Origin of the sequence: Photobacterium aquimaris (genome assembly GCF_002954455.1) — a bacterium.
Lineage (GTDB): Bacteria > Pseudomonadota > Gammaproteobacteria > Enterobacterales > Vibrionaceae > Photobacterium > Photobacterium aquimaris.
In genome coordinates, this window is sequence record NZ_MSCC01000005.1 from 6,931 (window position 1) to 22,025 (window position 15,095).

The 15,095-nt window shown below is 44.3% G+C and carries 12 protein-coding genes; 11 read left to right on the forward strand and 1 reads right to left on the reverse strand.

Annotated features, from left to right (window positions below; all coding sequences use genetic code 11):
- From BTN98_RS18830 to rpoC, 9 genes are all read left to right on the forward strand, one after another.
- Positions 1-116, forward strand: a 116-nt coding sequence (locus tag BTN98_RS18830) for an EF-Tu C-terminal domain-related protein (RefSeq protein ID WP_477646136.1), incomplete at its 5' end; no start/stop codon positions are given.
- A gap of 243 nt (positions 117-359) precedes the next feature.
- Positions 360-737 carry a preprotein translocase subunit SecE gene (secE, locus tag BTN98_RS18835; protein WP_045032395.1) on the forward strand — a complete coding sequence of 126 codons (378 nt, stop codon included), beginning with the start codon at positions 360-362 and terminating at the stop codon, positions 735-737.
- An 11-nt stretch (positions 738-748) separates the two neighbouring features.
- Positions 749-1,294, forward strand: a complete 546-nt coding sequence (gene nusG / locus BTN98_RS18840; RefSeq protein WP_036788965.1) for a transcription termination/antitermination protein NusG — start codon at positions 749-751, stop codon at positions 1,292-1,294.
- Positions 1,295-1,419: 125 nt separating this feature from the next.
- Positions 1,420-1,848: a 50S ribosomal protein L11 gene (gene rplK, locus BTN98_RS18845; RefSeq protein ID WP_061000603.1), complete on the forward strand. Its 429-nt coding sequence runs from the start codon at positions 1,420-1,422 to the stop codon at positions 1,846-1,848.
- A gap of 4 nt (positions 1,849-1,852) precedes the next feature.
- Complete coding sequence (rplA, locus tag BTN98_RS18850) at positions 1,853-2,557, forward strand: 50S ribosomal protein L1 (protein WP_061000601.1); 705 nt, start codon at positions 1,853-1,855, stop codon at positions 2,555-2,557.
- A gap of 251 nt (positions 2,558-2,808) precedes the next feature.
- Positions 2,809-3,303: a 50S ribosomal protein L10 gene (gene rplJ, locus BTN98_RS18855; RefSeq protein WP_061000599.1), complete on the forward strand. Its 495-nt coding sequence runs from the start codon at positions 2,809-2,811 to the stop codon at positions 3,301-3,303.
- Between the two features lie 59 nt (positions 3,304-3,362).
- Positions 3,363-3,728 (forward strand): 50S ribosomal protein L7/L12, encoded by a 366-nt coding sequence (rplL, locus tag BTN98_RS18860; RefSeq protein ID WP_061000598.1) that lies wholly within the window; start codon positions 3,363-3,365, stop codon positions 3,726-3,728.
- 230 nt (positions 3,729-3,958) lie between these two features.
- On the forward strand, positions 3,959-7,984 hold the full coding sequence (rpoB, locus tag BTN98_RS18865) for a DNA-directed RNA polymerase subunit beta (RefSeq protein WP_061000597.1): 4,026 nt from the start codon (positions 3,959-3,961) through the stop codon (positions 7,982-7,984).
- A gap of 100 nt (positions 7,985-8,084) precedes the next feature.
- Complete coding sequence (rpoC, locus tag BTN98_RS18870) at positions 8,085-12,302, forward strand: DNA-directed RNA polymerase subunit beta' (RefSeq protein WP_061000595.1); 4,218 nt, start codon at positions 8,085-8,087, stop codon at positions 12,300-12,302.
- A 158-nt stretch (positions 12,303-12,460) separates the two neighbouring features.
- Here rpoC and BTN98_RS18875 read toward each other — a convergent pair whose 3' ends face one another.
- A complete protein-coding gene (locus BTN98_RS18875; RefSeq protein WP_061000593.1) occupies positions 12,461-12,940 on the reverse strand; it encodes an Rsd/AlgQ family anti-sigma factor in 480 nt (159 codons plus the stop codon).
- Between the two features lie 147 nt (positions 12,941-13,087).
- Here BTN98_RS18875 and nudC point away from each other — a divergent pair, with 147 nt between their 5' ends.
- On the forward strand, positions 13,088-13,864 hold the full coding sequence (gene nudC, locus BTN98_RS18880) for an NAD(+) diphosphatase (protein WP_061000591.1): 777 nt from the start codon (positions 13,088-13,090) through the stop codon (positions 13,862-13,864).
- Positions 13,865-13,948: 84 nt separating this feature from the next.
- On the forward strand, positions 13,949-15,016 hold the full coding sequence (hemE, locus tag BTN98_RS18885) for a uroporphyrinogen decarboxylase (RefSeq protein ID WP_061000589.1): 1,068 nt from the start codon (positions 13,949-13,951) through the stop codon (positions 15,014-15,016).
- Positions 15,017-15,095: the final 79 nt, after the last annotated feature.

A 15,095-nucleotide genomic window follows, 5' to 3' on the forward strand; every position in this document is an offset into this window, starting at 1 on the left:
TTTCAATGACTGTTACTCTAATCGCACCTATCGCGATGGACGAAGGTCTACGTTTTGCTATCCGTGAAGGTGGCCGTACAGTTGGTGCTGGTGTTGTTGCAACTATCGTTGCATAAGTTACGCTAACATCGTTGAATTAAATTTGACGATAGAGCACTAAAAAGGGCATCATTTGATGCCCTTTTTCTACACTTTAACTTTAAATTGAATGTTTTTTGTTCAAAGTGTGGAAGTGAAATTTCGTAAAGATGAAGTTTTTATTAATGTTATTAAAGGTTTAGGCCTTTCCTTCATCCTAGACCTCGCTCAAGCGGGGTTATTTTCGTCTAGATGATTAACACTAGTTACAGGTTGGTTGTATGAAAGCGAATGCCGAAAACCAAGAAAGCGAAAGCAAAATGGATGGCCTTAAATGGGTCGTGGTTTTTGCTTTGCTAGCTGCTGCTGTGGTTGGTAATTACCTATACAGTGATGTTTCTGTTGTTCTGCGCTCTTCTGCCGTAGTAGCCCTTGTGGTTGTTGCTGGTATTTTTGCGGCATTAACAGCAAAAGGTAAATCCGTGGTTACGTTTGCACGTGAATCGCGCATGGAAGTCCGCAAAGTAGTGTGGCCTACTCGTCAGGAAGCTACGCAGACAACCTTTATCGTTCTAGCAGTCACTGTCGTGATGGCATTAGCCCTTTGGGGTATCGATGGCATTATGGTCCGTTTAGTGCGCCTAGTTACTGGCGCGTGAGGTAAGAATTCATGAGCGAAGCTCCAAAAAAACGTTGGTATGTAGTACAGGCTTTTTCAGGTTTTGAAGGCCGTGTAGCGCAATCACTACGTGAACATATCAAAATTCATGGTATGGAAGAGCACTTTGACGAGGTTTTAGTACCGACGGAAGAAGTGGTAGAAATGCGTGCCGGTCAACGCCGTAAGAGTGAGCGTAAGTTCTTCCCTGGCTATGTGCTTGTACAAATGGTGATGAACGATGAAACATGGCACCTTGTACGTAGCATTCCTCGTGTAATGGGGTTCATTGGCGGTACGTCTGATCGTCCAGCACCGATTTCTGATAAAGAAGCTGATGCGATTCTAAACCGTCTACAACAAGCTAGTGAGTCTCCTGTACATAAAACAGTATTTGAACCTGGTGAAGTGGTACGCGTGACTGATGGTCCGTTTGCTGACTTTAATGGTACGATTGAATCTGTGGATTATGATAAGAGCCGTGTGAAGGTTTCTGTATCAATCTTCGGTCGTGCAACACCAGTAGAACTTGAGTTTGGTCAAATCGAAAAGAACTGATCAAATTCTGTTCAACTCGTATTGTCAGGGGTGTGGAATTAGGCTATAATTTCGCGCCCTTTCGTTAGACGGGGAGTCTATTTATTTAAAAATAGACGTTTGAACCCAAAATTAGGTATATAGCAATGGCTAAAAAAGTAGAAGCTTACATCAAGCTGCAAGTTGCAGCTGGTGCAGCAAACCCAAGTCCACCAGTTGGTCCAGCTCTTGGTCAACATGGTGTAAACATCATGGAATTCTGTAAGGCGTTTAACGCTAAGACTGACTCAATCGAGAAAGGTCTTCCGACTCCAGTTGTTATCACTGTTTACAGTGACCGTTCTTTCACGTTCATCACTAAGACACCACCTGCTGCAGTTCTTCTGCTTAAAGCTGCTGGTCTTAAGTCTGGTTCTGGCCGTCCGAACACTGACAAAGTGGGTACTGTAACTGACGCTCAGATCCAAGAGATCGCTGAGACTAAAGCTGCAGACATGACTGGTGCTGATATTGAAGCTATGAAGCGTTCAATTGCTGGTACTGCTCGTTCAATGGGCCTAGTGGTAGAGGGTTAAGATAATGGCTAAACTGACTAAGCGCATGCGCGTTATCCGTGACAAAGTTGACTCTACTCGTGAGTACGAAATTAACGAAGCTGTTGCACTTCTTAAAGAATTAGCGACTGCTAAATTCGTAGAAAGTGTTGACGTTGCTGTTAATCTTGGTATCGATGCACGTAAATCTGACCAAAACGTTCGTGGTGCAACTGTACTACCTAACGGTACTGGCCGTGACATCCGTGTTGCTGTATTTACACAAGGCGCAAACGCTGAAGCTGCTAAAGAAGCTGGCGCTGAGCTTGTAGGTATGGAAGATCTAGCTGCTCTTGTTAAGAAAGGCGAAATGAACTTTGACGTTGTTATCGCATCTCCTGATGCAATGCGCGTTGTAGGTCAACTTGGTACCATTCTTGGTCCACGTGGTCTTATGCCAAACCCTAAAGTTGGTACTGTAACTCCTAACGTTGCTGAAGCAGTTAAAAATGCTAAAGCTGGTCAGGTTCGTTACCGTAACGACAAAAATGGTATCATTCACACTACTATCGGTAAGGTGAACTTTGATGCCGCTCAACTACAAGAGAACTTAGAAGCTCTTCTAGTTGCACTGAAGCGCGCTAAGCCGTCTTCAGCGAAAGGTACTTTCATTAAGAAAGTAAGCATCTCTACCACTATGGGTGCAGGTGTAGCGTTAGATCAGAACTCTCTGAAAGCTAACGTAGCGTAAACTAATTTGCAGAAGCGATAAGTTAGTGTATAATTTGTCGCTTCCGAATTCGTGGCTGAGGTTAATTGTTTTCAATTAACCTCCGTCAAAGACCGTAGGTGTTTTTCGGAACTTAATTTACCTACGTAGACGGTGCCAGAACATGATTGATGTAAGTCTTTTTTGGATCTGCGCCGTAAAACTCTCCTGTCAACCGGCAGTGAGTGGTGTAAATGCTGGGGTGACCCAGAAATTATCCAGGAGCAAATCCAATGGCATTAAATCTTCAAGACAAAAAAGCAATTGTTGCTGAAGTCAACGAAGCTGCCAATGGTGCCCTGTCTGCAGTTGTTGCTGACTCTCGCGGTGTTAGTGTGTGTGCAATGACAACTCTACGTAAACAAGCTCGTGAAGCTGGCGTTTACCTACGAGTTGTTCGTAACACATTAGCACGTCGTGCAGTTGAAGGTACTGATTTCGAATGTCTACAAGACGTTTTCGTTGGTCCTTCACTAATCGGCTTCTCTAATGAGCACCCAGGTGCTGCAGCGCGTCTTTTCAAAGACTTCGCTAAAGAGAATAAAAGCTTCGAGATCAAAGCTGCTGCATTCGAAGGCACTATTGCCAACGCTGATGTACTAGCAACTCTACCAACTTACGACGAAGCTATCGCACGCCTAATGATGTGCATGAAAGAAGCGTCTGCTGGTAAACTTGTACGTACTATCGCGGCTGTACGTGATCAGAAAGAAGAAGCTGCAGCTTAATTGCCGCACTTTGTCTGATTACTATTTAAACTTATTGTTGACTTTAAAAGAGAATTGTTATGTCTATCACTAACGAGCAAATCCTAGACGCAGTTGCAGAAATGTCTGTAATGCAAGTTGTTGAGCTTATCGAAGCTATGGAAGAGAAATTCGGTGTTTCTGCTGCTGCTGCAGTAGTTGCAGGCGGCGCAGCTGCAGACGCAGCTGAAGAGCAAACTGAATTTGACGTAATCCTAACAGCTGCTGGCGCTAACAAAGTACAAGTTATCAAAGCTGTACGTGGCGCAACTGGTCTTGGCCTTAAAGAAGCTAAAGCTGTAGTTGACGGCGCACCTGCTGCTGTTAAAGAAGGCGTAGATAAAGCTGAAGCTGAAGCTCTTAAAGCTCAATTAGAAGAAGCTGGTGCTTCTGTTGAAGTTAAATAATAATTATTTGATTTCATAGCCATTTATGGCTATTGGCTGGTGGCAAAAATGCCACCGGCCTTTTTGCGCTATAGACCGGTGGTATTTTTACCTTGTTTTGTATCCACTGTCTGCGTAAAAAATATTTCAGTTTCATTGGAATATTCCTACTATAAAAAACAACGATTAGTCACTACCCCCGCATGTGATATGGGGTAGTTTGGATCACTTATCAGCGATCTGAGGAACCTATGGTTTACTCTTATACCGAGAAAAAGCGTATCCGTAAGGATTTTGGTAAGCGTCCACAAGTGTTGGATGCACCATACTTGCTATCGATCCAGCTTGATTCTTTCCAAAAATTTATCGAGCAGGATCCTGAAGGGCATTACGGTCTAGAAGCTGCCTTTCGCTCTGTTTTTCCAATCCAGAGCTATAATGGCAATTCCGAGCTGCAATACGTTAGCTATCGTCTCGGTGAGCCGGTCTTCGATGTCAAAGAATGTCAAATTCGTGGCGTAACTTATTCTGCTCCACTACGCGTGAAGCTACGTCTGGTCATGTATGATCGTGACGCGCCGGCTGGCACCGTAAAAGACATTAAAGAACAAGAAGTTTACATGGGCGAAATTCCGCTCATGACAGATAACGGTACATTCGTTATTAACGGTACCGAGAGGGTTATCGTATCTCAGCTGCACCGTAGTCCTGGTGTATTCTTTGACAGCGATAAGGGTAAAACCCACTCCTCAGGTAAAGTGTTATATAACGCTCGTGTTATTCCTTACCGTGGTTCATGGTTGGATTTCGAGTTCGATCCTAAGGATAATGTTTTCGTACGAATCGACCGTCGTCGTAAATTACCTGCGTCTATTATCCTTCGCGCACTTAACTACACAACTGAACAGATTCTTGACATGTTCTTCGATAAGATTAATTTCGAAGTACGCGGCAAATCTCTAGTTATGGAGTTGGTACCTGATCGTCTACGTGGCGAAACTGCAAGCTTTGATATCGAAGCGAACGGCACAGTTTACGTAGAGCAAGGTCGTCGTATCACTGCTCGTCATATTCGTCAATTGGCGAAAGATGGCATTGATAGCATCGAAGTACCTGTTGAATATATCGTTGGCAAGATTGCATCTCGTGATTACATCAACGAAGAAACTGGCGAACTGATTGTTACGGCTAACCAAGAATTAAGCTTGGAAGCATTAGCTCTTCTATCTCAGGCTGGTCATAAGTCTATTGAAGTTCTATTTACGAACGATTTAGATCACGGCCCGTACATGTCAGAAACACTACGTGTTGATAACAGTACTGACCGTCTAAGTGCATTGGTAGAAATCTACCGTATGATGCGCCCTGGCGAGCCACCAACACGCGAAGCAGCTGATCAATTATTTGAAAGCTTGTTCTTCTCAGAAGATCGTTACGATCTTTCTGCTGTTGGTCGTATGAAGTTCAACAGTTCTCTTCTTCGTGAAGAAATAACTGGTCCTGGTATTCTGAGCAACGAAGACATCATTGAAGTGATGAAGAAGTTGATCGATATCCGTAACGGTAAAGGTGAAGTTGATGATATCGACCACCTTGGTAACCGTCGTATTCGCTCTGTGGGCGAAATGGCTGAAAACCAATTCCGTGTAGGTCTAGTTCGTGTTGAGCGTGCTGTTAAAGAGCGTCTAAGTTTAGGCGATCTTGATGCAATCATGCCTCAAGACTTAATCAACGCGAAGCCTATTTCTGCGGCAGTGAAAGAGTTCTTTGGCTCTTCTCAATTGTCACAGTTTATGGACCAGAACAACCCGTTGTCAGAAGTTACTCACAAACGTCGTATCTCGGCGCTTGGTCCAGGTGGTCTGACTCGTGAACGTGCTGGCTTTGAGGTTCGAGACGTACACGCGACTCACTACGGTCGTCTATGTCCTATCGAAACTCCTGAAGGTCCAAACATCGGTCTAATCAACTCGCTATCTGTATTTGCGCGTTGTAACCCTTACGGTTTCTTGGAAACACCTTACCGTAAAGTTGTAGACGGAAAAGTTTCGGATCACATCGAATACCTATCAGCAATTGAAGAAGGTCTATACGTTATTGCACAGGCAAACGCCGCGCTTAACGAAGATGGTTCTTTTGCTGACGAATTGATCACTGCTCGTCAGAAAGGCGATTCAGGTCTGCACCCACGTGACCATGTTCAATACATGGACGTTGCAACCAACCAGGTTGTATCTGTGGCTGCATCCCTAATCCCGTTCCTAGAACACGATGATGCTAACCGTGCCCTTATGGGTGCGAACATGCAACGTCAGGCAGTTCCAACTATTCGTGCTGATAAGCCGTTAGTAGGTACTGGTATTGAGCGTCAGATCGGTGTTGACTCAGGTGTAACTGCTGTTGCTAAACGTGGCGGCCAAGTTCAGTCTGTAGATGCTTCTCGTATCGTTATCAAAGTTAACGAAGACGAATTGATCCCTGGTGAAGCAGGTATCGATATCTACAACCTAACTAAGTACACCCGTTCTAACCAGAATACATGTATCAACCAGCGTCCTACCGTACTACCTGGCGAGCCAGTAGCACGTGGTGATGTTCTTGCTGATGGTCCTTCAACAGACCTTGGTGAGCTAGCGCTTGGTCAAAACATGCGTATCGCGTTCATGCCTTGGAACGGTTACAACTTCGAAGACTCCATCTTAGTTTCTGAGCGTGTAGTTCAGGAAGATCGTTTCACAACTATCCATATTCAAGAGCTTTCTTGTGTGGCGCGTGATACGAAGCTGGGTTCTGAAGAAATCACTGCCGATATCCCTAACGTGGGTGAAGCAGCGCTTTCTAAGTTGGACGAATCAGGTATCGTTTACATCGGTGCAGAAGTGAAGGGTGGCGACATCCTAGTTGGTAAAGTGACACCTAAGGGTGAAACACAACTGACTCCTGAAGAGAAGCTTCTACGAGCTATCTTTGGTGAAAAAGCTTCTGACGTTAAAGATTCATCTCTACGTGTTCCTGGTAGTGTTACTGGTACGATCATTGACGTACAAGTATTTACTCGCGATGGCGTTGAGAAAGACAAGCGTGCTCTTGAAATTGAAGAGATGCAGCTGAAAGAAGCGAAGAAAGACATCACAGAAGAATTCCAGATCCTTGAGGGTGGTCTTCTTGCTCGTGTACGTACGCTTCTACTATCTGCAGGTTACGGCGAAGAGAAAATCTCTACAATGAACCGCGATACGTTGTTTGCACAAACGCTTGACGACGAATCTTTACAGAACCAATTGGAACAGCTTGCAGAACAGTATGATGAACTGAAAGCTGAGTTCGATAAGAAGTTTGAAACTAAGCGTCGTAAAATCACTCAGGGTGATGACTTAGCGCCTGGCGTACTTAAGATTGTTAAAGTATACCTAGCTGTTCGTCGTCGCATTCAACCTGGTGATAAGATGGCAGGTCGTCACGGTAACAAGGGTGTAATCTCTAAGATCAACCCTGTTGAAGACATGCCATACGATGAAAAAGGTCAAACGGTTGATATCGTACTAAACCCATTGGGTGTACCGTCACGTATGAACATCGGTCAGATCCTCGAGACTCACTTAGGTCTTGCGGCTAAAGGTATCGGTGACAAACTTAACGATATGCTGAAAGAACAGCAGGAGTTACATAAGTTCCGTAACTTCCTACAACGTGTTTACAATCTTGGTGATACTCGCCAGAAAGTTGACATTGCTGAACTATCAGACGACGAAGTACGTACACTTGTACAAAACCTTCGTAAAGGTCTACCAATTGCAACGCCTGTATTTGATGGTTGTCCAGAATCATCTATCAAAGAGTTGCTACAACTTGGTGATCTACCATCGTCTGGCCAGCTGAAGTTGTTTGATGGCCGTACTGGTGATGCATTTGAGCGTCCTGTAACTGTTGGTTACATGTACATGCTTAAACTGAACCACTTGGTTGATGACAAGATGCACGCCCGTTCTACCGGTTCTTACAGCCTAGTTACTCAGCAGCCGCTGGGTGGTAAAGCTCAGTTCGGTGGTCAGCGTTTCGGTGAGATGGAAGTGTGGGCGCTTGAAGCATATGGCGCAGCATACACCCTTCAAGAAATGCTAACCGTTAAGTCAGATGACGTTAACGGCCGTACTAAGATGTATAAGAACATCGTAGACGGTGATCATCGTATGGAACCTGGTATGCCGGAATCATTCAACGTATTGTTGAAAGAAATCCGCTCGTTGGGTATCAACATCGAGCTGGAAGACGAATAAGACTGGGTTAGTCACCTATACTTATTAGTTACTCCGGTATAAATATGAAGGCGCCAGTAGACTGGCGCCTTTATGGGTCAACTCCTCACAGGAGCCGAATGTGAAAGACTTACTTAAGTTTCTGAAAGCACAACATAAGACCGAAGAATTTGATGCTATCAAAATCGGTCTAGCTTCACCTGACATGATTCGTTCATGGTCTTTTGGTGAAGTTAAAAAGCCAGAAACAATCAACTATCGTACCTTCAAGCCTGAGCGTGACGGTCTTTTCTGTGCACGTATCTTTGGCCCGGTAAAAGACTACGAGTGTCTTTGTGGCAAGTACAAGCGCCTAAAGCACCGTGGTGTGATCTGTGAAAAATGTGGTGTTGAAGTTACTCAGACTAAAGTACGCCGTGAGCGTATGGGTCACATTGAGCTTGCTTCACCTGTTGCCCACATCTGGTTCTTAAAGTCACTACCATCTCGTATCGGTCTGTTAATGGACATGCCTTTACGTGATATCGAACGTGTACTTTACTTTGAATCATACGTAGTTATCGAACCTGGTATGACCAACCTTGAGCGTAGCCAACTGCTTTCTGAAGAGCAGTACTTGGATGCACTTGAAGAGTGGGGCGACGAGTTCGACGCGAAGATGGGCGCAGAAGCGGTTAAAGCACTTTTAGGCAACATGGACCTAAATGCTGAAATCGAAAATATGCGTGAAGAGTTAGAAGAAACTAACTCTGAAACTAAGCGTAAGAAGCTAACTAAGCGTCTTAAGCTAGTTGAAGCTTTCCTACAGTCAGGAAACAACCCTGAGTGGATGATCCTGTCTGTATTGCCAGTATTACCGCCGGATTTACGTCCGTTGGTACCACTAGATGGTGGCCGTTTCGCGACTTCAGATCTGAACGATCTTTACCGTCGTGTAATCAACCGTAACAACCGTCTGAAGCGTCTTCTTGACCTGGCTGCTCCTGATATCATCGTACGTAACGAAAAGCGTATGTTGCAGGAATCTGTTGATGCATTGCTAGATAACGGTCGTCGTGGCCGCGCTATCACAGGCTCTAACAAGCGTCCTCTGAAATCTTTGGCTGACATGATCAAAGGTAAGCAGGGTCGTTTCCGTCAGAACTTGCTTGGTAAGCGTGTAGACTATTCAGGTCGTTCTGTTATCACAGTAGGTCCATACCTACGTTTGCACCAGTGTGGTCTTCCTAAGAAGATGGCACTAGAGCTATTTAAGCCGTTCATCTATGGCAAGCTAGAGACACGTGGTCTTGCGACTACTATCAAAGCTGCTAAGAAGATGGTTGAGCGCGAAGAAGCGATCGTTTGGGATATCCTAGATGAAGTAATTCGTGAGCACCCAGTAATGCTTAACCGTGCACCAACATTGCACCGTTTAGGTATTCAGGCGTTTGAACCAACACTAATCGAAGGTAAAGCGATTCAGCTTCACCCACTAGTTTGTGCGGCATACAACGCCGACTTCGATGGTGACCAGATGGCGGTTCACTTGCCATTGACTCTTGAAGCACAGCTTGAAGCACGTGCTCTAATGATGTCTACCAACAACATCCTTTCACCAGCATCAGGTGATCCGATCATCGTACCTTCTCAGGACGTTGTATTGGGTCTTTACTACATGACGCGTGAGAAAATCAACGCGAAGGGTGAAGGCATGTACCTTGCTGGACCAGCTGAAGCTGAGAAAGCATACCGTACTAAGAATGCAGAGCTTCATGCTCGCGTTAAAGTACGTATTACAGAATTTGTGAAAGACGAGCAGGGTAACTTTGTTGAGAATACTCAACTTGTTGATACTACTGTTGGTCGTGCAATGCTATGGCCTATCGTTCCTAAAGGTCTGCCATACAGCCTTGTAAACACTGAAGCACTTGGTAAGAAGCAAATTTCTAAGCTTCTTAACACTTGTTACCGTAAGTTGGGCATGAAAGATACTGTTATCTTTGCTGACCAAATTATGTACACAGGTTTTGCTTACGCAGCACTTTCTGGTGTGTCTGTTGGTATCGACGATATGGTTGTACCTGCAGCTAAGTACACTAAGATCGCTGAAGCTGAAGCAGAAGTTGCTGAAATTCAAGAGCAGTTCCAGTCAGGTCTTGTGACTGCTGGTGAACGTTACAACAAAGTTATCGATATCTGGGCTACAGCCAACGAACAAGTTGCTAAAGCGATGATGGATAACTTGTCTTTCGATACCGTGATTAACCGTGACGGCGTTGAAGAACAACAGAAATCGTTCAACAGTGTATACATGATGGCCGATTCTGGTGCGCGTGGTTCTGCTGCACAGATTCGTCAGTTGGCGGGTATGCGTGGTCTGATGGCTAAGCCGGATGGCTCAATCATCGAAACGCCGATCACTGCGAACTTCCGTGAAGGTCTAAACGTACTTCAGTACTTTATCTCTACTCACGGTGCTCGTAAGGGTCTTGCGGATACCGCACTTAAGACAGCGAACTCAGGTTACCTAACGCGTCGTCTAGTAGACGTTGCACAAGACGTAGTAATCACAGCAGATGACTGTGGTACTCACGCTGGTATCACCATGATGCCTCTTATCGAGGGTGGTGATGTTAAGGAACAACTAGGCGATCGTGTTCTTGGTCGTGTTGTTGCTGAAGATGTATTTATTCCTGGTACAGAAGAAGTTCTAGCACCACGTAATACACTTCTTGATGAGAAGTGGTGTGAGATTCTAGAAGCGAACTCTGTTGACCAAGTTAAAGTACGTTCTGTTGTAACGTGTGAGAATGACTTCGGTTGTTGTAAGTTCTGTTACGGTCGTGACCTTGCTCGTGGTCACCTGATCAACTCAGGTGAAGCAGTAGGTGTTGTTGCAGCGCAGTCTATCGGTGAACCTGGTACACAGCTAACAATGCGTACGTTCCACATCGGTGGTGCGGCATCAGCAGCAGCTGCAGATAATAAGATCGTAGTGAAAACTACTGGTTCTATGAAACTGCACAATGCGAAGTTCGTAACTAACAATGCTGGTAAGCTTGTAATTACTTCTCGTGCATCTGAGCTAAGCATCATTGATAAGCTTGGTCGTACGAAAGAGAACTACAAACTGTCTTACGGTACGTTGCTAACTAAAGGTGATGGTGCCGAGGTTGTTGCTGGTGAAACAGTAGCAAACTGGGAAGCTCACACCATGCCAATCATCACTGAAGTGGCTGGTCGTATCCAGTTCGTTGATATGATTGATGGCGTAACAGTTTCTCGTCAAACAGATGATCTAACTGGTCTATCTTCAAGCGAAGTAACTGATCCAGCAGCACGCCCAGCAGCAGGTAAAGATATGCGTCCAGCTATCAAACTTGTTGATGTAGATGGTAACGATGTAATGATCCCTGGTACTGATATGCCAGCTCAATACTTCCTACCTGGTAAGGCGATTGTTCAGCTTGACGATGGCGCTATGGTTGGCATCGGTGATACGTTATCACGTATTCCGCAAAAATCTGGCGGTAACAAGGATATCACGGGTGGTCTACCACGCGTTGCTGACTTGTTTGAAGCTCGTAAGCCTAAAGAACCAGCTATCTTGGCAGAAATTACCGGTGCAGTGTCATTTGGTAAAGAAACTAAAGGTAAGCGTCGCTTGATCATCACACCAACTGATGGTCAGCCGTACGAAGAGATGATCCTGAAGCATCGCCAACTTAACGTTTTCGAAGGTGAAAAAGTTGAGAAGGGTGACGTAATTGCTGATGGTCCTGAAACTCCGCACGATATTCTACGTCTACGTGGTGTACACGCAGTTGCAGAATACATCGTTAACGAAGTTCAGGAAGTTTACCGTCTACAAGGCGTTAAGATTAATGATAAGCACATTGAGACTATCATTCGTCAAATGCTACGTAAGGTAACTATCACTGCAGCTGGTGACTCTGACTTCCTAGAAGGCGAGCAAGTTGAATTCTCTCGCGTAACGATTGCTAACCGTCAGCTTGAAGCTGAAGGTAAGACACCAGTAAGTTTCTCACGAGACTTACTAGGTATCACTAAAGCATCGCTTGCGACTGAGTCATTCATCTCAGCAGCATCGTTCCAGGAAACAACACGCGTACTAACAGAAGCGGCTGTTTCTGGTAAGCGTGATGAGCTACGTGGTCTGAAAGAGAACGTAATCGTGGGTCGTTTGATCCCAGCGGGTACAGGTTTCTCTTACCACCAACGTCGCCAGAATCAACGTAATGTTGAACTGGAGCCAGTAGCACCACAAGTTGATGCAGAGCAAGCCTCTCAAGACTTAGCGGCACTATTGAATGCAGGTCTTAACGACGAGAATTAATTCTTGGCGTGACTGATTCTAAAAGGCATCCTTTGGGGTGCCTTTTTTATTGGCTGCTATTTGGGATTTGAGAATAATATTGAGGTGCGAGGTGCGCTAAAATAGGTGGCAGCACTGTACTGCCACAATAATGAGTGAGTTGCTATTGATGCTGGTGGTTAAGCACCAGGCGGACAAGCAAGACTATCACTGATTAATTCAATCAACTTATCTTCTAGTGCAAAGCGCGATTCCATCTGTTCACCAATTTGCGATAAATCATCATCAAGAGTATCTAATGGGTCGTTATCATTGATGGCACCATAGCGATCATTGAAGTTTAGTAATGGTTCAGTGGTTAGGGTGATTTTTGCATAGAGGGCAGACATTTCTTCAGTGGGTGAAAAGCCAGTTTGATGCCAGCGCGCCATTACGTTATCGTAAATCTTAAAGTGACCCGCTGAAATATAATCAACGAGATCTTCACTAAATAAACACAGTTTGGACGCGGTAGGTAGATGACGATTATCATCATTGGGAGTGATACCGATTAGTTTACAATAATCGATCAGTAGTTGTTGGCGCATCATTAGCCATTGATCAATAACATCGTTATGGCCGCCCCATTCTTTTTTAACTTGTTCAAATTTACTAAGCATGAGCACATCCTCATGATATATCAGCATCTTAACTGGATGCTTGTGCGATCCGGCTCTTGATATAAGAGATATGGTTTCGGATAAATATTCCGTTCAAGATTAGATTGCCAGTAAATTTACGCCGCTGCAAGGATGAAAGTAATAAAAATGTTAAAAAATGAGAATATTGCTTATTGGTGTGTGATTAGAAATGGCAAGCTATTGTTACAAAACGGCAGTTTGCCGTTGTGTTCATCTGAAGAGCTTATTTGTAGTACCGAAACCAAGCGTTTTATCGGTGATTTTGATTCGATAGCTGTGTATTGGTTAGTTGATGAAAGTGGTTTTAGTGATAATGATTTTTTTAATTTAAGAGAGCTACTTGGCTGTGATAGTCGGTTATTTGCGTTAGCAGGCCGAGCGATTCAATTAAATTATATGATTCAAAGTCAGCGCTTTTGTTGTCATTGTGGTCATCCGCTGCAATTAGATACTAAAGTACTAGCAATGCATTGCTCTGGCTGTGAGAGTCTTCATTATCCGCGAGTATCGCCTTGTATCATTGTTGCTGTGCGAAAAGGTAATCAATTGTTATTGGCGCAGCATCCGCGTCATAAAACCGGTATGTATACTGTGATTGCAGGGTTTATTGAACCTGGTGAAACTGCAGAACAATGCGTCGCGCGAGAAGTTTTAGAAGAAACCGGTATTATAGTAAAAAATATTCGTTACTTTGATAGTCAGCCATGGGCATTTCCATCCAATCTAATGCTTGGGTTTATCGCTGATTATGCTGGTGGTGATATTAAACCAGATTATGAAGAATTAACTGATGCAATATGGGCGACGGCAGAGCAGTTACCTGATGTGGCACCAATAGGGACTATTGCTCGGCGACTTATTGATACAGTTTTGCAGCTTAATGCTGAACATAAGACTGATTAATCAAACGTTAGTAAACAAATGCACTCGGTTGTTAATATTAATGAGTGCTACAATATGACGCAGAATTAACCCGTGGAGTCTCAAATGAGCGAATTAAAGAATGACCGCTACCTACGTGCGCTGCTAAAGCAGCCTGTAGATTGCACACCTGTATGGATGATGCGTCAGGCTGGCCGTTACCTACCTGAGTATCGTGCGACACGTGGTGTTGCTGGTGACTTCATGTCGCTATGTAAAAATGCAGAATTAGCCAGTGAAGTAACGCTACAGCCATTGAAGCGTTTTCCATTGGATGCTGCTATTTTATTTTCTGATATTTTAACTATTCCTGATGCAATGGGATTAGGGCTATATTTTGAAGCAGGTGAAGGTCCTAAGTTTAGTCACCCTATCACTTGTAAAGCAGACGTAGAGCGTATTGGCATTCCTGATCCTGAAGGTGAATTGCAGTATGTGATGAATGCGGTTCGTCAAATTCGTCATGATCTTCAAGGTGAAGTGCCACTGATTGGCTTTTCGGGTAGTCCATGGACATTAGCGACATACATGGTTGAAGGTGGTAGCTCTAAGGCCTTCACTAAAATCAAGAAGATGATGTATGCCGAGCCGCAAACATTGCATCTACTGCTCGATAAACTAGCCGATAGCGTGATTGAGTATTTAAATGCTCAAATCAAAGCGGGCGCGCAAGCGGTGATGGTATTTGATACTTGGGGTGGTGTATTAACCCCACGTGATTACAATGAATTCTCATTGCGTTACATGCATAAGATTGTTGATGGCTTGATTCGCGAGAATGATGGTCGCCGTGTACCTGTGACGTTATTTACTAAAAATGGCGGTATGTGGTTAGAGCAAATTGCAGCGACAGGCTGTGATGCGATAGGCTTAGACTGGACAATTGATATTAGCGATGCGAAACGTCGTATCGGTGATAAGGTGGCGCTACAAGGTAATATGGATCCATCAGTGTTATATGCCCAGCCTGAACGTATTCGTCAAGAAGTCGCTTCTATTTTAGAGGGCTTTGGCGATGGCGGTACGGGTCATGTATTTAACTTAGGCCATGGTATTCATCTTGATGTGCCGCCTGAAAATGCTGGTGTGTTTGTTGATGCTGTGCATGAGCTTTCAAAGCCATACCATAAATAACCATTGTTTTAGAAATAGACTTTAAACAGTATATTTCAAAATCAAGGTTAATAAAAAACCACACCATTTCGGTGTGGTT